16 protein-coding genes and 1 other RNA gene are annotated in these 19,594 nt (G+C 50.0%); 15 read left to right on the forward strand and 2 right to left on the reverse strand.

The window, feature by feature from the left end:
• Positions 1–197 precede the first annotated feature (197 nt).
• The 9 genes from ydiK (at position 198) to OGY17_RS12940 (ending at position 9,456) form a co-directional block, all read left to right on the forward strand.
• Complete coding sequence (ydiK, locus tag OGY17_RS12900; RefSeq protein WP_048226713.1) at positions 198–1,307, forward strand: AI-2E family transporter YdiK; 1,110 nt, start codon at positions 198–200, stop codon at positions 1,305–1,307.
• 183 nt (positions 1,308–1,490) lie between these two features.
• Positions 1,491–1,598, forward strand: an RNA gene (gene rprA, locus OGY17_RS12905) — antisense sRNA RprA.
• A gap of 157 nt (positions 1,599–1,755) precedes the next feature.
• Positions 1,756–2,112 carry a YdiL family protein gene (locus OGY17_RS12910; protein ID WP_008784601.1) on the forward strand — a complete coding sequence of 119 codons (357 nt, stop codon included), beginning with the start codon at positions 1,756–1,758 and terminating at the stop codon, positions 2,110–2,112.
• A gap of 48 nt (positions 2,113–2,160) precedes the next feature.
• On the forward strand, positions 2,161–3,381 hold the full coding sequence (locus OGY17_RS12915) for an MFS transporter (RefSeq protein ID WP_286607414.1): 1,221 nt from the start codon (positions 2,161–2,163) through the stop codon (positions 3,379–3,381).
• A gap of 240 nt (positions 3,382–3,621) precedes the next feature.
• Positions 3,622–4,857, forward strand: coding sequence for an MFS transporter (locus tag OGY17_RS12920; RefSeq protein WP_286607416.1), 1,236 nt, complete (start codon positions 3,622–3,624; stop codon positions 4,855–4,857).
• Positions 4,858–4,878: 21 nt separating this feature from the next.
• Positions 4,879–5,745 carry a quinate/shikimate dehydrogenase gene (gene ydiB / locus OGY17_RS12925; RefSeq protein ID WP_003836604.1) on the forward strand — a complete coding sequence of 289 codons (867 nt, stop codon included), beginning with the start codon at positions 4,879–4,881 and terminating at the stop codon, positions 5,743–5,745.
• Between the two features lie 36 nt (positions 5,746–5,781).
• Entirely contained in the window at positions 5,782–6,540 is a 759-nt protein-coding gene (gene aroD, locus OGY17_RS12930) for a type I 3-dehydroquinate dehydratase (RefSeq protein ID WP_048235496.1), read from the forward strand.
• 155 nt (positions 6,541–6,695) lie between these two features.
• Positions 6,696–8,291 carry an acyl CoA:acetate/3-ketoacid CoA transferase gene (locus tag OGY17_RS12935; protein ID WP_286607418.1) on the forward strand — a complete coding sequence of 532 codons (1,596 nt, stop codon included), beginning with the start codon at positions 6,696–6,698 and terminating at the stop codon, positions 8,289–8,291.
• Positions 8,292–8,304: 13 nt separating this feature from the next.
• Positions 8,305–9,456 carry an acyl-CoA dehydrogenase gene (locus tag OGY17_RS12940; protein WP_003832619.1) on the forward strand — a complete coding sequence of 384 codons (1,152 nt, stop codon included), beginning with the start codon at positions 8,305–8,307 and terminating at the stop codon, positions 9,454–9,456.
• A 54-nt stretch (positions 9,457–9,510) separates the two neighbouring features.
• Here OGY17_RS12940 and OGY17_RS12945 read toward each other — a convergent pair whose 3' ends face one another.
• Positions 9,511–10,401 (reverse strand): AraC family transcriptional regulator, encoded by an 891-nt coding sequence (locus OGY17_RS12945; RefSeq protein ID WP_008784594.1) that lies wholly within the window; start codon positions 10,399–10,401, stop codon positions 9,511–9,513.
• 506 nt (positions 10,402–10,907) lie between these two features.
• Here OGY17_RS12945 and OGY17_RS12950 point away from each other — a divergent pair.
• The 5 genes from OGY17_RS12950 (at position 10,908) to fadK (ending at position 15,986) form a co-directional block, all read left to right on the forward strand.
• Entirely contained in the window at positions 10,908–11,672 is a 765-nt protein-coding gene (locus OGY17_RS12950; RefSeq protein ID WP_048235498.1) for an electron transfer flavoprotein, read from the forward strand.
• A gap of 21 nt (positions 11,673–11,693) precedes the next feature.
• Positions 11,694–12,629, forward strand: coding sequence for an electron transfer flavoprotein subunit alpha (locus OGY17_RS12955; protein ID WP_032943175.1), 936 nt, complete (start codon positions 11,694–11,696; stop codon positions 12,627–12,629).
• Positions 12,630–12,686: 57 nt separating this feature from the next.
• Positions 12,687–13,976, forward strand: a complete 1,290-nt coding sequence (locus OGY17_RS12960; RefSeq protein WP_267456330.1) for an FAD-dependent oxidoreductase — start codon at positions 12,687–12,689, stop codon at positions 13,974–13,976.
• Positions 13,973–14,266: a ferredoxin family protein gene (locus tag OGY17_RS12965; RefSeq protein ID WP_003832609.1), complete on the forward strand. Its 294-nt coding sequence runs from the start codon at positions 13,973–13,975 to the stop codon at positions 14,264–14,266. The genes OGY17_RS12960 and OGY17_RS12965 overlap by 4 nt, the downstream gene beginning before the upstream one ends.
• A gap of 82 nt (positions 14,267–14,348) precedes the next feature.
• Positions 14,349–15,986: a medium-chain fatty-acid--CoA ligase gene (fadK, locus tag OGY17_RS12970; RefSeq protein WP_286607423.1), complete on the forward strand. Its 1,638-nt coding sequence runs from the start codon at positions 14,349–14,351 to the stop codon at positions 15,984–15,986.
• Between the two features lie 67 nt (positions 15,987–16,053).
• On the opposite strand, the gene ppsA is transcribed toward fadK, so the two are convergent.
• Positions 16,054–18,432 (reverse strand): phosphoenolpyruvate synthase, encoded by a 2,379-nt coding sequence (gene ppsA, locus OGY17_RS12975; RefSeq protein WP_003832604.1) that lies wholly within the window; start codon positions 18,430–18,432, stop codon positions 16,054–16,056.
• Positions 18,433–18,760: 328 nt separating this feature from the next.
• On the opposite strand from ppsA, the gene ppsR reads away from it, so the two are divergent.
• On the forward strand, positions 18,761–19,594 hold the full coding sequence (gene ppsR / locus OGY17_RS12980) for a posphoenolpyruvate synthetase regulatory kinase/phosphorylase PpsR (RefSeq protein ID WP_003832602.1): 834 nt from the start codon (positions 18,761–18,763) through the stop codon (positions 19,592–19,594).

Here is a 19,594-nt window from a genome sequence, read left to right on the forward strand (position 1 = left end):
TGCGGTCTGTGTTGTGAATTTAATCGTTTGCGTGTTGCTTTGTTTGTTGTATCACATTTTTTTCTAATACGCTCAGCAGATTTACAGGCAGAATCCGCCTGTTCAAAACCGCTGAAATTGCTCATCATTATAGAGTGTGATTAACGTGTTCACGTCGCGTCAACGTTCTGGCGCAAAGACAAAGGTGAAAAGTATTTATGGTAAATTTCCGTCAGCCCAGGGATATTGCACAAGTGCTGCTATCGGTGCTGTTTTTAGCCATCCTGATTGTGGCCTGTCTCTGGATTGTTCAGCCCTTTATCCTCGGTTTTGCCTGGGCAGGTACGATTGTCATTGCGACCTGGCCTATCCTGCTACGCTTACAAAAATTGCTCTGGGGACGTCGTTCACTTGCCGTACTGGTGATGACACTGTTGTTAGTGCTGTTGTTCATCATCCCTATCGCGCTGCTGGTTAACAGTATCGTCGATGGCAGCGGGCCGCTGATCCATGCCGTAACCGCAGGTGATATGACGCTACCGGATCTGGCTTGGTTGAACAGCATTCCACTGGTGGGTGCAAAAATGTATGGCGCATGGCACAGTTTACTGGATATGGGTGGTTCGGCCATTATGGCCAAGGTTCGTCCTTATATCGGTACCACCACCACCTGGTTTGTCGGTCAGGCCGCGCATATCGGCCGCTTTATGATGCACTGTGGTCTGATGCTGCTGTTCAGCGCCCTGTTGTACTGGCGCGGTGAACAGGTCGCATTAGGTATTCGTCACTTCGCTTGCCGTCTTGCCTCAAAACGTGGCGATGCTGCCATTCTGCTGGCCGCGCAAGCCATTCGCGCCGTCGCATTGGGCGTTGTGGTCACCGCTCTGGTGCAGGCAGTGCTCGGGGGAATTGGTCTGGCGGTAACCGGCGTGCCTTACGCCACGCTGCTGGCGGTATTGATGATCCTGTCTTGTCTGGTGCAACTGGGGCCGTTGCCGGTGCTGGTTCCGGCCATTATCTGGCTATACTGGACGGGGGATTCCACCTGGGGCACCGTGCTGCTGGTGTGGAGCGGCGTGGTCGGAACGCTGGATAACGTTATTCGACCGATGCTGATTCGTATGGGTGCCGATTTGCCACTGATCCTGATCCTCTCCGGGGTCATCGGCGGACTGATTGCCTTCGGCATGATTGGTCTATTTATCGGTCCAGTAGTGCTGGCCGTTTCCTGGCGTCTGTTCTCCGCCTGGGTAAACGAAGCCCCTGCGCCAGGTACCAATCCGGATGAAATCCTCGAAGAAATTGCTGAAATCGAACGCAATAAGTAATCCAACATCAGGCGGCAGCGCCGCCTGATTGTTTAACAATACTAATCAATCCTCCCTCTTGCGGGATTAGACCCAACCTCGCCCTTCTTTAAATAATCATTTGTGTCGCAAATTCTTTACAGTTTTTAAACTATTGAGATGAATCTGATCGACGTAAAAAATCACTATGCCTACTATTAGCTCATGGCTTTAGATCAACACATTGATTTATAAGCATGGAAATCCCCTGAGTGAAACAACGAATTGCTGTGTGTAGTCTTTGCCCATCTCCCACGATGGGCTTTTTTTTGTCCTTCGCGCGCCACTCCACCAACCTTAACGCACCAACACATTATCTTCCCCGTCAAGGAACAAATAATATTGCACAAAATACTGTGACTCTCTTCAAGCCGAAATATCCACAGCAATGTTATTACTATTCCACCGTCTTTTATGAAGTGACCAAATAATGAACGCATTAGAACTACAGGCGATCCGCCATATTTTTGCTATGACGGTGGAAGAAAGCGCCAGGTATATCGCGCGCGATAACAATGTTGCCGCCTGGCAGCAATGGGAAAAGGGTGAAAGAGAAATTCCAGAAGACATCATCCGCATTTGTTCAGAAATGAAAGCAAGGAGGAAGTTAAGAATTAATGCAATTATCGACAAAATAAATAATCGTATCGGTAATAACACCATGCGTTTTTTCCCCGATCTGAACGCTTTTCAGGCGGTTTATCACCACGATGGTTTTCTCGACTGGAAAATCTATCAGTCGGCTGCTGTTGAACTCTATGCTCACGATCTCGAGCGTATGTGTTAAGAGATTGCAACGCCATACCTATTTAGCCTCTTCGCTGAGTAACTCATTATGAAAAACACCTATTTCTCCACTGCGATAGGGCTGTACCTAAATTACCTGGTGCACGGCATGGGGGTCATTCTGATGAGCCTCAATATGTCTTCGCTGGAACAACAGTGGCAAACCAATGCTGCGGGCGTCTCGATTGTTATTTCCTCACTCGGTATCGGCCGCTTAAGCGTTTTATTAGTGGCAGGGATGCTTTCCGATCGCTACGGTCGCAGACCATTTATTATCCTTGGTATGACCTGCTACATGATTTTCTTTATTGGCATCATCAATACTCACAGTATTTTTCTTGCCTATGCTTTTGGTTTTTTAGCAGGAATGGCAAATAGTTTTCTCGATGCCGGAACCTATCCCAGCCTGATGGAGGCATTCCCCCGCTCCCCCAGCACGGCCAATATTTTGATAAAAGCCTTCGTCTCCAGCGGTCAGTTCCTGCTGCCAATGATCATCAGCCTGCTGGTGTGGGCCGAACTTTGGTTTGGCTGGTCCTTCCTGCTGGCGGCTGCCGTTATGATACTCAACGGCGTGTTTTTGTTTCGCTGTCGGTTTCCTCCACACCCCGGGCCTCATATCGTCATCCGGGCACAACCTGCTGAACGAGAAACCGCACAACCTGAACATCGTTGCTCCCTGCTCGACCTTGCCAGTTACACCCTGTACGGCTACATCGCAATGGCAACATTTTACCTGGTAAGCCAGTGGCTGGCGCAATACGGACAGTTTGTCGCAGGAATGTCCTATACGTTATCTATCAAACTGTTAAGCATTTATACCTGCGGCTCTCTACTGTGCGTGCTGATCACCGCCCCGCTGGCGCGAAAAGCAGAACGCGCGACATCGATGCTGATGCTGTATACGTTTATCTCATTTGTCGCACTGCTGATGGTTTGTCTGCATCCGACACCCTACGTGGTCATTATCTTTGCGTTTGTCATCGGTTTTTCTTCCGCAGGGGGCGTTGTGCAAATCGGTTTAACGCTCATGGCCGCACGCTTTCCGCATGCGAAGGGTAAAGCGACCGGTATTTACTACAGTGCGGGCAGCATTGCGACCTTCACTATTCCATTGATAACAGCAAAACTCTCAGAAACCAGTATTGCTCACATCATGTGGCTTGATACTGGCATAGCTGCTGTTGGGTTCCTGTTGGCGTTATTTATTGGTTATCGCAGCCACATCGCGTCAAAGCATCAGCTAAAAATGATACAAGCCGTAGAATAGCGTGGATGCAATATTGTTCCCCCCTTCTGCAAAATAATTGGCATATGTTTTAAAACATCAACAAAACACCAGCTGGCAGAGTTCAATTTCACAGTGTGTTATGCAATATACCTGGTAACTTAAACGCCATGCTATGTAGGTTCTGTGGCTTCCGCCCGGTATATTAATTACAAGGTCGCCGCAATTTAAACAATATCGACGAGCACAGAACAATTTTAAAATCCGCAAGGAGTTGTGAAAATGTCTCAAAGCAAGACCTTTAATACGCCATTTCTTTTGGCGATAACCTGTATTTATTTAAGTTATTTCCTACACGGCATTAGCGTCATTACACTGGCGCAAAATATGACCTCTCTTGCAGAAAAGTTTTCCACCGACAATGCAGGAATTGCCTATTTAATTTCAGGCATTGGTCTGGGACGACTGGTGAGCATCTTATTCTTTGGTGTGCTCTCAGATAAATTTGGTCGTCGGGCTATCATTCTGTTAGGGGCTATTCTTTATATACTGTTCTTCTTCGGTATTCCCGCCAGCCCTAATCTGATGATTGCCTTTATTCTGGCCGTTTGCGTTGGCGTGGCAAACTCGGCACTGGATACCGGTGGGTACCCGGCGTTAATGGAATGCTTCCCTAAAGCCTCTGGCTCAGCCGTTATCCTGGTGAAAGCTATGGTCTCGTTTGGGCAGATGATCTACCCCATCGTCGTCAGCACCATGCTGCTCAACCATATCTGGTACGGTTATGCGGTCATTATCCCAGGTGCGTTGTTTGTAGTCATTACCCTGATGCTGCTAAAAAGTCGTTTCCCCAGCCAGATGGTGGATGCCGGCATCGCGAAAGATCTGCCACAGATGAACAGTAAACCGTTGGTCTGGCTGGAAGGTGTGGCATCCGTCATGTTTGGTGTTGCTGCCTTTTCGACTTTTTACGTCATCGTGGTCTGGATGCCGAAATATGCGATGGCCTTTGCCGGTATGGCAGAATCCGACGCACTGAAAACAATCTCTTACTACAGTATGGGGTCGTTGGTCTGCGTATTTATCTTTGCCGCACTGTTGAAAAAATGGGTACGACCTATTTGGGCAAACGTATTTAACGCCGGACTGGCAACCATCACCGCAGCCGTGATCTATTTATACCCATCTCCGCTGGTATGTAACGCCGGTTCATTTCTCATTGGATTCTCTGCCGCTGGCGGTATTTTACAGCTCGGTGTCTCGGTGATGTCAGAGTTCTTTCCCAAGAGCAAGGCCAAAGTCACCAGTATTTATATGATGATGGGTGGCGTAGCCAACTTTATTATCCCATTAATCACCGGATACCTCTCTAACACTGGTCTGCAATACATTATTTTGCTGGACCTTGCATTTGCTCTGTTGGCTTTTGTCACCGCCATCATCGTCTTTATTCGTTACTACCGCGTATTTGATATCCCCAAAAATGATGTGCGGTTGGGCGAGCGTTATTTTCAATAAATTGTTTAGAAGGAGTATCAAATGGACGTAACTGCTAAATATGAACTGATTGGTTTGATGGCTTACCCTATCAGACACAGTCTGTCGCCTGAAATGCAAAATAAGGCATTAGAAAAAGCGGGATTGCCATTCACTTATATGGCATTTGAAGTTGATAACTCAACGTTTGCTAATGCAATTGCCGGGCTGAAGGCCTTAAAGATGCGGGGTACCGGGGTCTCAATGCCCAACAAGCAGCTGGCATGTGAGTATGTTGATGAATTAACACCCGCAGCCAAGCTGGTCGGCGCAATTAACACTATCGTCAATGATGATGGTTACCTGCGCGGTTACAATACCGATGGCACGGGCCATATTCGTGCAATTAAGGAAAGTGGTTTCGATATCAAAGGTAAAACCATGGTACTGTTGGGCGCAGGCGGTGCGTCGACGGCTATTGGTGCACAGGCAGCGATTGAAGGCATCAAAGAAATTAAACTCTTTAACCGCCAGGATGAGTTTTTTGCCAAAGCGCAGGAGTTTGCCAAACGTGTCAATGAAAACACCGACTGCGTGGTCACCGTTATCGATCTCGCCGATCGCCAGGCTTTTGCTGACGCACTTGCCAGCGCAGATATTTTGACCAACGGCACTAAAGTCGGCATGAAGCCGCTGGAAAATGAATCTCTCGTGACCGACGCGTCCCTGCTGCGTCCGGAACTGCTGGTAACCGAATGCGTCTACAACCCGCATATGACCAAATTATTGCAGCAGGCACAAAGTGCTGGTTGCAAAACAATTGATGGTTACGGCATGTTGTTGTGGCAAGGGGCTGAACAGTTCAAGCTCTGGACCGGGAAAGATTTCCCACTGGAGTATGTGAAACAGGTTATGGGTTTTGCCGCCTGACGGGCAAGCATTTGTACAATAGTTAAAGGGTAATCAATGAAAACCGTAACCGTAAAAAACCTCGTTATTGGCGAGGGTGCGCCGAAGATCATTGTCTCGCTGATGGGTAAAGACATCGCAACGGTAAAAAGCGAAGCGCTGGCCTATCGCGAAGCGGATTTCGACATTCTGGAATGGCGCGTAGACCATTTCGCCGATGTCTCTTCCATTGAGGCGGTGTTGGAAGCTGCGCGCACCATCCGCGATGTGATGGCTGACAAACCACTGCTTTTCACCTTCCGTAGCGCCAAAGAAGGCGGTGAACAGGCTCTGTCTGTCGAGCACTATATTGCACTTAACCGCGCGGCGGTAGACAGCAGTCTGGTGGATATGATCGATCTGGAACTGTTTACCGGTGACGAACTGGTCAAAGCGACCGTCGAGCATGCGCATGCGAAAAATGTCTTTGTGATTATGTCCAATCACGATTTTCATAAGACACCAGCCGCGGAAGAGATTGTCCAGCGCCTGCGTAAAATGCAGGAGCTGGGCGCAGATATTCCGAAGATTGCCTTGATGCCGCAAAATAAAACGGATGTTCTGACGCTGCTTAGTGCCACGCTGGAAATGCAAGAACGCTATGCCGATCGCCCGATAATCACCATGTCGATGGCTAAAACAGGGGTGATTTCACGTCTGTCTGGTGAGGTTTTCGGTTCAGCGGCAACCTTTGGGGCAGTAAAAAAAGCCTCCGCACCAGGACAAATTTCGGTCACCGACCTGCGTACTGTATTGACAATATTGCATCAGGCTTAATTACAGATATATCCATATAAATATCAGTAATGCCCTACCCCAGATATTCGTCTAACCACGGATATCTGGCCGGTAATTAAGCGTTATTAAATAACTCACAATATTATTGTCGAATATAGCGACAGGTAGTCGCACGCATATAATCTGGAGTTCACATGAAATTTTCAAGGCCAAATCGTATAGATGGTCGGGTACCCGTATTATCCGCTGCAGATGCAGTCAATTATATTCCTGATGAAGCAACGCTTTGTGTATTAGGTGCTGGAGGGGGTATTCTCGAAGCAACAACATTAATTAATGCACTGGCTGAAAAATATAAAAACTCACAGTCACCGCGAAATTTAGCGTTGATTAGTCCTACAGGTTTGGGTGACCGTGCCGACCGGGGAATTAGCCCACTGGCACAGGAAGGTTTAGTCAAATGGGCATTATGCGGACACTGGGGACAATCACCGCGAATCTCCGATCTGGCTGAACAAAATAAAATTGCCGCCTATAACTATCCTCAGGGCGTATTAACCCAAACCCTGCGTGCATCGGCGGCTCACCAGCCGGGGATCCTGAGTGATATCGGCATCGGTACATTTGTTGACCCTCGCCAACAGGGCGGTAAGCTGAATGAAGTGACCACCGAAGATCTGATCAAATTGGTGGAAATTGATAACAAAGAGTACCTGTATTACAAAGCCATTGCGCCAAACATCGCCTTTATTCGCGCCACCACTTGCGACAGTGAAGGCTACGCCACCTTTGAAGATGAAGTGATGTATCTTGATGCGCTGGTGATTGCCCAGGCCGTACACAATAACGGTGGCATCGTTATGATGCAGGTGCAAAAGATGGTGAAGAAAGCCACGTTGCATCCGAAATCGGTGCGTATTCCCGGCTATCTGGTCGATATTGTGGTCATCGACCCCGACCAAACGCAACTGTATGGTGGCGCGACGGTTAACCGCTTTATCTCTGGCGATTTTGTTCTCGATGACAGCCAACAGACTGCCCTGCCGCTCAATCAGCGTAAACTGGTGGCCAGACGCGCCCTGTTTGAAATGCGCAAAGGTGCGGTCGGCAACGTTGGCGTAGGCATTGCCGATGGCATTGGCCTCGTCGCGCGCGAAGAAGGCTGTGCTGACGATTTTATTCTGACAGTCGAAACGGGTCCGATTGGCGGCATCACCTCTCAAGGTATTGCTTTCGGCGCCAACGTCAACACCCGCGCCATTCTGGATATGACCTCCCAGTTTGACTTCTATCACGGTGGTGGACTGGACGTGTGCTATTTAAGTTTTGCCGAAGTCGATCGCCATGGCAACGTCGGCGTACACAAATTCAATGGCAAAATCATGGGTACCGGCGGTTTTATCGATATTAGCGCCACCTCCAAAAAAATTATTTTCTGCGGCACGTTAACTGCCGGAAGTCTGAAAACGGAAGTTGCCGAGGGCAAGTTAAATATCGTGCAGGAAGGTCGGGTGAAAAAATTCGTCAACGAATTACCTGAAGTGACTTTCAGCGGAAAAATTGCTCTCGAACGTGGACTTGATGTGCGTTACATCACTGAACGCGCTGTCTTTACGTTAAAAGCAGATGGTCTTCATTTAATCGAAATTGCACCGGGAGTCTCTTTACAGGAAGACATTCTGGACAAGATGGATTTCACGCCAATTATTTCGCCAAATCTGAAGCTGATGGACGAAAGATTATTTATCGATGCCTCGATGGGTTTTGTATTACCCGACGCCGCCAATTAAAAGGAGTACCCTGATGGACTTTTCTTTAACTGAAGAACAAGAACTGCTGCTTGCCAGTATTCGAGAACTGATTACCAGCAATTTCCCGGAAGAATATTTCCGTACCTGCGATCAGACGGCGACCTACCCGAAAGAGTTTATGCGTGCCCTGGCGGACAACGGTATTTCGATGCTGGGCGTTCCGGAAGAGTTTGGTGGCATCCCGGCAGATTACGTCACACAGATGCTGGCGCTGATGGAAGTTTCAAAATGCGGCGCACCCGCTTTTTTGATCACTAACGGTCAGTGCATTCACAGTATGCGTCGTTTTGGATCCGCTGAACAGCTGCGTAAGACCGCAGAAAGCACCATGGAAACGGGCGATCCAGCGTATGCGCTGGCATTAACCGAACCGGGAGCTGGCTCCGACAACAACAGCGCGACCACCAGCTACACTCGCAAAAACGGTAAGGTCTATCTCAACGGGCAGAAAACCTTTATCACCGGCGCGAAAGAGTATCCCTATATGCTGGTACTGGCCCGCGATCCGGAGCCAAAAGATCCGAAAAAAGCCTTTACGCTGTGGTGGGTCGATTCGAAAAAACCCGGCATTAAGGTTAATCCGCTGCATAAAATCGGCTGGCATATGCTCAGCACCTGCGAAGTTTATCTTGATGACGTCGAAGTGGACGAAAGCGATATGGTCGGAGAGGAAGGCATGGGTTTCCTCAACGTCATGTACAACTTCGAAATGGAACGTTTGATCAACGCTGCGCGCAGTACCGGTTTTGCTGAATGCGCCTTCGAAGATGCCGCCCGTTACGCCAACCAGCGCATCGCATTCGGTAAGCCAATTGGTCACAATCAGATGATCCAGGAAAAACTGGCGCTGATGGCGATTAAAATCGATAACATGCGCAATATGGTGTTAAAAGTCGCCTGGCAGGCCGATCAGGAACAGTCTCTGCGCACCAGTGCAGCGCTGGCAAAACTGTATTGTGCACGTACTGCAATGGAAGTGATTGATGACGCCATTCAGATTATGGGTGGGCTGGGTTACACCGACGAAGCACGCGTTTCCCGCTTCTGGCGTGATGTCCGCTGTGAACGCATTGGCGGTGGTACAGATGAAATCATGATTTACGTCGCGGGTCGCCAAATCCTGAAAGATTATCAGAATAAGTAAGCAGTAATGCTTGCCGGATAGCGCAAATGCGTTATCCGGCACGTGCCAGGTGAATCATATTTCTGGCATCAAACATTCCTGTTCTACAAGGTTATTTTTAAACTGCTTACGATAATCGCTGGGGGTACAACCCACATGCCGCTGAAAGAGTTTGGCAAAGTGATCGACATTTTCATACCCTACCCGCCAGGAAATTTCTGCCAACGAGGACTCCGTATTCGTCAGGGCAAATTTTGCCTCTGTCATTCGCCGCTGAATCACATAATTAATCGGCGAAATACGATACTCCTTAGTAAACTCGTGACAGATATAGCTCACGCTGGCACGAAATTTCTTAGACAACTGTTCCAGCGTAATTTTCTCACGAAAGTTGTTATTTAAATAAACCAACACATCTTTAATTAAGATATCTTTTTTAATATATCCCTGCTCAGAACGATAAGCATTTTTAAAGTTTTCGTAATATAAAACGGTTAATGCATAAGCGAAGGCGTCATAAGCGGAAGACGTCAGGTTATTCTTGCTCTGCGGGATCATAACACTCAGTTCATTAAAGATACTTTTAATAACCTCTTTGCCCTGGCTGACGTTAATAACCGGACACGAGTGCATCTGCAAGAGTTGGTTCTCCTGCCAGTCGTTAAAACGAAAGCCGTAGAGCGCACAGGTGTAAGTGGTTGCAGGTGCGCTGCTATCGGAAGCAACCGCATGTAACCGCCCTTGTTCTATCACTACGATGTCACCCGCATGTGCGACATACAGCGAAGAGTCGATAATTAGTCTTGCGACACCCTTTTTTACATAGATAAGCTCTGTTTCATTGTCATGAACATGATGACCCGACTCCCAGTTAGGATCATCACTGATGACGAATCGCGAAAATCTCGGGGTTTTTCCCTGTTCAAAAAGGGTCTCCATGGCATTATCAAAACAGCGTTGATACATGACAACCTCCACCGAAAGGCAGTAATTTTGCGGATAATTAATATCGAAAAGTAAAAACGATGAAGACGTTATACAACGTTATTCTGTCCAGGCGAAACAAAATTATTTGCGTCGTCTGCAAGATGACACCTCCAACTTCAGCACGCTGCTCACGCAAATTGTTTTTATTTTAAAATAACAGGAAAGTGTAAATGTTATTAAGTCAGCAATAATAATTTACACACCAGAAACAAAGTGCATGCAGAAACGGATAAAAATATGATCCATTTCTCAAAAAAACGTCTCGATTTTATTTCCATATTTATCACTTTAACACCCGACGTCGTCTTTACGTTCATAAACTCAGCATTCCTAAAGTCCTTTTTTTTGCAAGATTGTTGGGAATGAAAACAGATTGCCCCGTCGAAAACAGTCTCCCTCTGCCGCACACTATTTTCAGTCAATTTTCCCTACTGTTGATGATGGCGCTCCCCGTCATCATCCACACGAGAATCACTGGAGATGCCATGAAACTAATAACCTGCTTTAAGTTGGTGCCTGAAGAACAGGACATTGTTGTTACCCCAGAACGTTCGCTTAACTTTGACCGGGCCGATGCCAAAATCAGTCAGTTTGATTTGAATGCAATAGAGGCCGCGACGCAACTTAGTGCGGAAGGTGATGAAATTGTCGCCTTAACGGTTGGCGGCTCGCTACTGCAAAACTCCAAAGTGCGTAAAGACGTACTGTCCCGCGGGCCGGACAGTTTGTTTATGGTGCAGGATCCCCAACTGGAGCATTCATTACCGCGAGACACGGCTCAGGCGCTGGCCTGCGCGGCCAAAAACATTGAATTCGACCTGATGCTGTTCGGCGAAGGGTCTGGAGACATCTACGCCCAGCAGGTTGGCTTACTGGTTGGCGAACTCTTACAACTTCCGGTGATTAACGCCGTCAGCAACATCCAACGTAACGGCGATCGCATTGTGGTTGAACGTACGCTGGAAGACGAAGTTGAAGTGATTGAACTGCCGCTCCCCGCCGTGCTGTGCGTAACCTCGGATATCAACACGCCGCGTATTCCCTCGATGAAAGCCATTCTGGGCGCAGGTAAAAAACCAGTCACACCGTGGCAAGCCAGCGATATTGGCTGGACACCTGCCTCACCGTTAGCAGAACTGGTGAGCCTCACCGTTCCGCCACAAACAGAACGTAAGCACATCATTCTGGAAAATGACTCAGCAGAAGCCATCGCCGAGCTGGCTGAGCATCTGAAAAAAGCCCTGAACTAAGCCCAACGGAGAGAAATTATCATGAGTAAATTAGCTAACGTATGGGTGTTCAGCGATAACGTAGAACGCTATGCAGAATTAATGGCTGGCGCACGCCTGTGGGGTGAACAGGTACACCTTATTGTACAAGGCAACGAACAGGCCAATCAGGTTAAACCTCTGGGTGCCGATGAGATTGTCGTGCTTGAAACAACGTCTGGTTTACAGCGTGTTGAAAATTTTGCCGAGACCATCGCCGCCCTGATACAAGAACATACCGGGCTATTGCTGATGCCAGCTACAAAACGCGCTAAATCCCTTGGTGCGCGGTTAAGTATTCAGCTCAATGCAGCGATGGTAAATGACGCCACGTCGGTAACGCTTGATGATGGCTCACTGTTCGCAGAACACCGTATGTACGGTGGCCTGGCATTCGGCAAAGAAAAAATCAAAACAACTCAGGCAATTATCACCCTTGCCCCAGGCGTACTTGAACCGGTAGAGGCTAATGCTTCACATACCTGCCCTGTTGTCTCTGCACCTTACATAGCACCACACCATGAAATTATGTGCCAGGAACGTCGCGCCAAATCCGTGAGCAGCGTGGATCTCAGCAAAGCCAAACGTGTGGTGGGTGTGGGCCGCGGCCTGGTTGCGCAAAACGATCTGGAGATGGTGCGCCAGTTGGCATCTGTACTGGGTGCAGAAGTGGGTTGTTCACGACCGATTGCCGAAGGCGAAAACTGGATGGAACGCGAACGCTACATCGGCGTTTCTGGCGTGTTACTGAAATCGGACCTTTACCTCACCCTCGGCATTTCAGGACAAATTCAGCATATGGTTGGCGGTAACGGCGCGAAAGTCATTGTTGCCATCAACAAAGATAAGAAAGCCCCTATTTTCAATTACGCCGATTACGGACTGGTCGGCGACATCTACAAAGTCGTTCCGGCTCTTATCGAGCATCTCAGCCGCTAACCCCCACATTTAACGCACATATCCCGCTGCCCTCGCAGCGGGAAGGGAGCATAAAGCATGTCAGATGAAAAATTTGATGCCATTGTGGTCGGTGCTGGCGTGGCGGGTACGGTTGCAGGCTACGTGATGGCTCAGGCCGGACTGGACGTACTGGTCATCGAGCGCGGTAACAGTGCTGGTAGTAAAAATATGACCGGCGGAAGACTCTATGCACATAGTCTTGAGCGCATCATGCCGGGGTTCGCGCAGGAAGCGCCGCTCGAGCGTAAAGTCACCCGCGAAAAAATCTCCTTTCTGACCGAAGAAAGCGCCGTCACTCTCGATTTCCATCGTGAAAAAGCTGACGCACCAACGCAGGATTCGTATACCGTTTTGCGCAACAGACTTGACCCATGGCTAATAGAAAAAGCGGAACAAGCTGGCGTGCAGTTCATCCCCGGCGTGCGCGTCGATGCCCTGATCCGCGAAGGTAATAAGGTTACCGGAGTTCAGGCCGGTGACGATATCCTGGAAGCCAATATTGTCATCCTTGCCGATGGCGTCAACTCTATGCTGGGGCGTTCCCTGGGGATGGTTCCGCCCTCTTCTGCACATCACTATGCCGTTGGCGTAAAAGAGCTGATCGGCTTACCTCCAACGGCCATTGCAGATCGCTTCAATCTTTCAGGTAATGAAGGCGCGGCCTGGCTGTTTGCAGGCTCACCGTCTGATGGGTTGATGGGCGGCGGATTTTTGTATACCAACCAGGACTCCATCTCTCTGGGTCTGGTGTGTGGTCTGGGGGATATTGCCCATGCCACAAAAAGCATTCCACAAATGCTGGAAGACTTTAAGCAACATCCAACTATTCGGCCATTGATTGCCGGTGGAGAACTACTGGAATATTCCGCGCATATGGTGCCGGAAGGCGGTCTGGCAATGGTTCCAAAGCTGGTCGATGACGGTGTGATGATCGTGGGCGATGCCGCCGGTTTCTGTTTGAACCTGGGTTTCACGGTGCGAGGTATGGATTTGGCCATCGCTTCCGCAGAAGCCGCTGCCCAAACAGCTATTGCAGCAAAAGAACGCCAGGATTTCTCTGCCAGCAGCCTGATGGACTACAAGCGCGCGCTCGAACAGGGCTGTGTGATGCGTGATTTACAGCATTTTCGCAAGATCCCGGCGTTAATGGAAAACCCACGGCTGTTCACTCAGTATCCGCGTATGGTGGCCGACATCATGAGCGATATGTTCACCGTTGACGGACGTCCAAATCAACCGGTTCGCAAGATGATTATGTCCCACGCAAAACAAATCGGGCTGATGAACTTACTGAAAGACGGTATCAAGGGGGCAACTGCACTATGAATCAGGACAATACCGTTAACGTTGACGTCAAACTGGGCGTCAATAAATTCAATGTCGATGAAGGCCACCCGCACATTATCCTGGCCGAACATCCAGACCTTAATGAATTTCGCAAGCTGCTGAAAGCCTGCCCCGCCGGGCTGTATAAGCAGGATGAGAGTGGAAACATTCATTTTGATTCTGCTGGTTGCCTGGAGTGCGGAACGTGTCGAGTACTGTGCGGCGACACGATCCTCGACCAATGGGAATATCCGGTCGGAACATTTGGCGTTGATTTTCGCTACGGCTAATGGATTTTGCCTGTAGTACACCGGATCGGCCACGCCGGCCATCCGGTCAGATGTATGCCGAAATCATCCTGGGAATAACTTCATGAGTATCACACTAACGTTTAACGCCGAACGCCGCGAAGTCTGGCGGCAACAGGGTTTATGGGGAGATGCTTCGCTTGGCGATTACTGGAACCAAACTGCCAGAGCCATGCCAGATAAAATCGCCGTGGTTGATAACCATGGCGCTTCATACACCTATGCTGCACTCGACAGCGCGGCCAGCAGTCTGGCAACCTGGTTTTTAGCCTGCGGTATTCAACCCGGCGATCGCATTGCCTTCCAGTTACCGGGCTGGTGCGAGTTTACGATTATCTACCTGGCCTGCCTGAAAACCGGGGCCGTTTCCGTACCGCTGCTGCCAGCGTGGCGTGAAGCAGAGCTGGTATGGGTGCTAAATAAGTGTAAAGCGAAGATTTTTTTCGCACCGACGCTGTTTAAACAGACCCGACCGGTCGATCTGATCCTCCCCTTACAAAACCAGTTGCCGCATCTGCAACAGATCGTTGCCGTGGATAAACTGGCTCCGGCAACTACCTCGCTGGCGCTCAGTCAACTGCTTTTAGCTCCGCCTTTAACCCAGACGATTAATGTTCACGCCGATGAACTGGCGGCTGTGTTGTTTACCTCCGGTACCGAGGGAATGCCAAAAGGCGTAATGCTGACCCACAACAACATCCTTGCCAGCGAGCGCGCCTACTGTGCCCGCCTCAATCTCACCTGGCAGGATGTGTTTTTGATGCCCGCACCACTGGGACACGCTACCGGTTTTCTGCATGGCGTTACTGCACCGTTTTTAATCGGCGCACGCAGCGTATTGTTAGATATTTTCACCCCAACCGCCTGTCTTGAACTGCTGAAGCAACAACGCTGTACCTGTGTGCTCGGCGCAACGCCCTTCGTCTACGACATGTTGTGTAGCATGGAAAAACGACCACGCGATCTCTCATCGCTACGCTTTTTCTTATGTGGGGGCACAACCATTCCACAGAAGATTGCCCGTGACTGCCAGCAGCTCGGCATAAAATTATTAAGCATTTATGGCTCGACAGAGAGTTCACCGCATGCGCTGGTCAATCTCGATGATTCGCTTTCTCGCATGATGAATACCGACGGATATGCTGCTGCAGGCGTCGAAATTAAAGTGGTCGACGAAGCACGCAATACGTTGCCCGCGGGGGTAGAAGGTGAAGAAGCTTCGCGTGGTCCCAATGTGTTTATGGGCTACCTCGATGAACCCGAACTCACCGCCCGCGCGCTGGATCAAGACGGCTGGTATTACAGCGGCGACTTATGCCGAATGGACGATGCGGGGTACATCAAAATCACCGGACGGAAAAAAGATATCATTGTCCGCGGTGGAGAAAACATCAGCAGCCGCGAAGTTGAGGATATTTTATTGCAGCATCCTCGCATTCACGATGCCTGTGTTGTCGCGATGCCGGACGAACGGTTAGGTGAAAGGTCGTGTGCTTACGTGGTTCTAAAACCTCCGCATCATTCGTTGTCGCTGGAATCAGTGGTGGCATTTTTTAGCCGCAAGCGGGTGGCAAAGTACAAATACCCTGAGCACATTGTGATCGTGGAGAAATTACCGCGCACGGCGTCAGGTAAAGTACAAAAATACCAGCTTCGTCAGGATATTATTCAGCGTTTGAGCGTGGAGAGTATTACAGGATAAAGCGCCGGATGGCGATGCTCACGCATCTTATCCGGCCTACGTTGAATAGGCCGGATAAGGCATGATATTACTTGTTCAGTTCAGCCAGACTCAGCCAGGTTTGTACGACGGTGTCCGGGTTCAGCGACAGGCTGTCGATCCCCTCTTCCATCAGCCAGGCTGCGAAGTCTTCGTGGTCAGAAGGTCCCTGGCCGCAAATACCCACGTATTTACCCTGTTTCTTGGCTGCACGAATCGCCATCGACAGCAGTGCTTTCACCGCGTCGTTACGTTCATCAAACAGTTCAGAAACCACACCAGAGTCACGATCCAGACCCAGCGCCAGCTGCGTCATGTCGTTTGAGCCGATGGAGAAGCCGTCGAAGTATTCGAGGAACTGCTCGGCCAGCAAGGCGTTAGACGGGATCTCACACATCATGATGATCTTCAGTCCGTTCTCGCCGCGTTTCAGCCCCTGGCGTGCCAGCTCTTCCACCACCGCTTTCGCCTGGGCAACGGTACGTACAAACGGTACCATCACTTCAACGTTAGTCAGGCCCATGTCGTTACGGACACGTTTTACCGCGTCGCATTCCAGCGCGAAGCAGTCGCGGAAGCTGTCGGCAACATAACGGCCCGCCCCACGGAAGCCCAGCATCGGGTTCTCTTCATGCGGTTCATAACGCTCACCGCCGACCAGGTTGGCATATTCGTTGGACTTAAAGTCCGACATACGCACGATGACGCGTTTTGGATAAAACGCCGCACCCAGCGTTGCGATCCCTTCCGTCAGACGACCGACATAGAATTCACGCGGAGAATCGAAACCTTTCATCATGGCGCGGATTTCATTTTGCAGTTCAGGCGTCTGGTCATCGAACTCCAGCAGCGCACGCGGGTGTACGCCAATCATGCGGTTGATGATAAATTCCAGACGCGCCAGGCCGACGCCTTCGTTTGGCAGACAGGCAAAGTCGAAAGCCCGGTCCGGGTTACCGACGTTCATCATCACCTTCAACGGCAGATCCGGCATGGTCTCCACGCTGGAACTCTTCACGCTAAAGTCGAGCATGTCAGCGTAAACATAACCGGTATCGCCTTCGGCACAGGAGACAGTTACCTTCTCACCATCTTTCATGCGCTCGGTCGCATCGCCACAGCCCACCACGGCCGGGATCCCCAGTTCACGGGCAATGATTGCCGCGTGACAGGTACGACCGCCACGGTTAGTGACAATTGCTGCCGCTTTCTTCATGATCGGTTCCCAGTCCGGGTCGGTCATGTCGGTAACCAGTACGTCGCCTGGTTCGATGCGGTTCATTTCGCTGATGTCATGAATGACTTTGACCGGACCCGCGCCAATGCGGTGGCCGATGGCGCGACCTTCAGCAATAATTTTACCCTGAGCATGCAGCGTATAACGCTCCATCACCTGACCGCGAGAGCGCACGGTTTCTGGACGCGCCTGAACAATGAACAGCTTGCCGGTATGACCGTCTTTCGCCCATTCGATGTCCATTGGACGACCGTAGTGCTTCTCGATCTGCACCGCCTGCTTAGCCAGTTCCTGCACTTCTTCGTTAGTCAGGGAGAAAATGTCGCGTTGTTCCTGCGGGACATCTTCAATGGTCACCTGCTTACCGTGTTCCTGGGTCGGCGCGTAAATCATGCGGATTTTTTTCGATCCCATTGTGCGACGGACGATCGCCGGACGGTTAGCCGCCAGGGTCGGTTTGTGCACGTAGAATTCATCCGGGTTAACGGCGCCCTGCACGACCATTTCGCCCAGGCCCCAGGCGGACGTGATAAAGACAACCTGGTCGAAACCGGATTCGGTATCGATGGAGAACATTACGCCTGAGGACGCGAGGTCAGAACGCACCATCCGCTGAACGCCAGCAGAAAGTGCGACGCCACGGTGGTCATAGCCCTGGTGAACACGATAAGAGATCGCGCGGTCGTTAAACAGCGAGGCAAATACGTGTTTGATGGCAACCAGTACGGCATCAAATCCCTGGACGTTGAGGAAGGTTTCCTGCTGACCGGCAAATGACGCATCTGGCATATCTTCTGCGGTAGCGGAAGAACGCACGGCAAAAGAGGCATTGGCATCGTCCGCTGACAGCTGCGCGTAGGCATCGCGGACGGCATTTTCCAGTTCGGGCTGGAAAGGAGTGTCGATAATCCACTGGCGGATCTGTGCCCCGGCTTTCGCAAGCTCAGTGACATCGTCGATATCCGTTTTATCCAGCAGCTCATAAATGCGCTGGTTTACACCGCTCTGGTCCAGAAACTGGTTAAACGCATCGGCGGTCGTTGCAAAACCATTCGGTACGGAAACACCCATACCTGAAAGGTTAGTAATCATTTCACCCAGGGAGGCATTTTTGCCTCCAACTCTGTCTACATCATTCATGCCGAGTTGGTTATACCAAAGCACCAGCGGTGACGAGCCATTGTTGGACATCGAACAATCCTTATATATGAACGAGGTTAGGAAACTCAATTTTGCGTAATTATCTTGGCATATTTACTCCGGCGAAAAAAACGGTGAATCGTTCAAGCAACTTTATTTTTTATTTTTTCAGATTGTTTCCGCATTTGCGCAAACCCGCGAGCCACACGGGATCACCACAAAAACGATCGGTATAAACATTTGTTCCGAAAAATGAAATCCACTTTTCATTAAATATAAAAATACCGTTTCATTTTATAAAATAGATGCCGCAATATTCGCTTCTGGCGAATTTTAATTTATGCTTTCAGAGAATTATATCTGCCCCAGGATGAGCAAAATGGATAATGCTGTTGATCGTCACGTATTTTATATTTCTGATGGTACGGCCATCACCGCCGAGGTATTGGGTCACGCGGTGATGTCGCAATTTCCTGTCACGATCAGCAGCATTACGCTGCCGTTTGTGGAAAATGAGAGTCGTGCGCGCGCGGTTAAAGACCAGATTGACGCTATCTACCAACAAACTGGCGTGCGCCCTTTAGTGTTTTACTCCATCGTCCTGCCGGAAATTCGCTCGATCATTCTGCAAAGCGAAGGGTTTTGTCAGGATATCGTGCAGGCGTTGGTTGCCCCACTGCAACACGAGATGAAACTCGACCCTACGCCTATCGCCCATCGCACTCACGGTCTGAATCCCGGTAACCTCAACAAGTACGACGCGCGCATTGCTGCCATTGACTACACCCTCGCCCACGACGACGGTATTTCGTTGCGCAACCTCGATCAGGCGCAGGTGATCCTGCTCGGCGTTTCCCGTTGCGGCAAAACCCCGACCAGTTTGTATCTGGCCATGCAGTTTGGTATCCGCGCGGCCAACTACCCCTTTATTGCCGATGATATGGATAATCTGGTGCTGCCCACCTCCCTGAAGCCGTTGCAGCATAAGCTGTTCGGTCTGACTATCGACCCTGAGCGCCTGGCGGCCATCCGCGAAGAACGCCGTGAGAACAGCCGTTACGCCTCGCTGCGTCAGTGCCGTATGGAAGTTGCTGAGGTGGAAGCGCTTTATCGGAAAAACCAGATCCCCTGGCTGAACAGTACCAATTATTCGGTAGAAGAGATTGCTACCAAGATCCTCGATATCATGGGACTGAATCGCCGCATGTACTAG

The sequence above is a fragment of the Citrobacter sp. Cpo126 genome (assembly GCF_030332445.1).
Lineage (GTDB): Bacteria > Pseudomonadota > Gammaproteobacteria > Enterobacterales > Enterobacteriaceae > Citrobacter > Citrobacter portucalensis.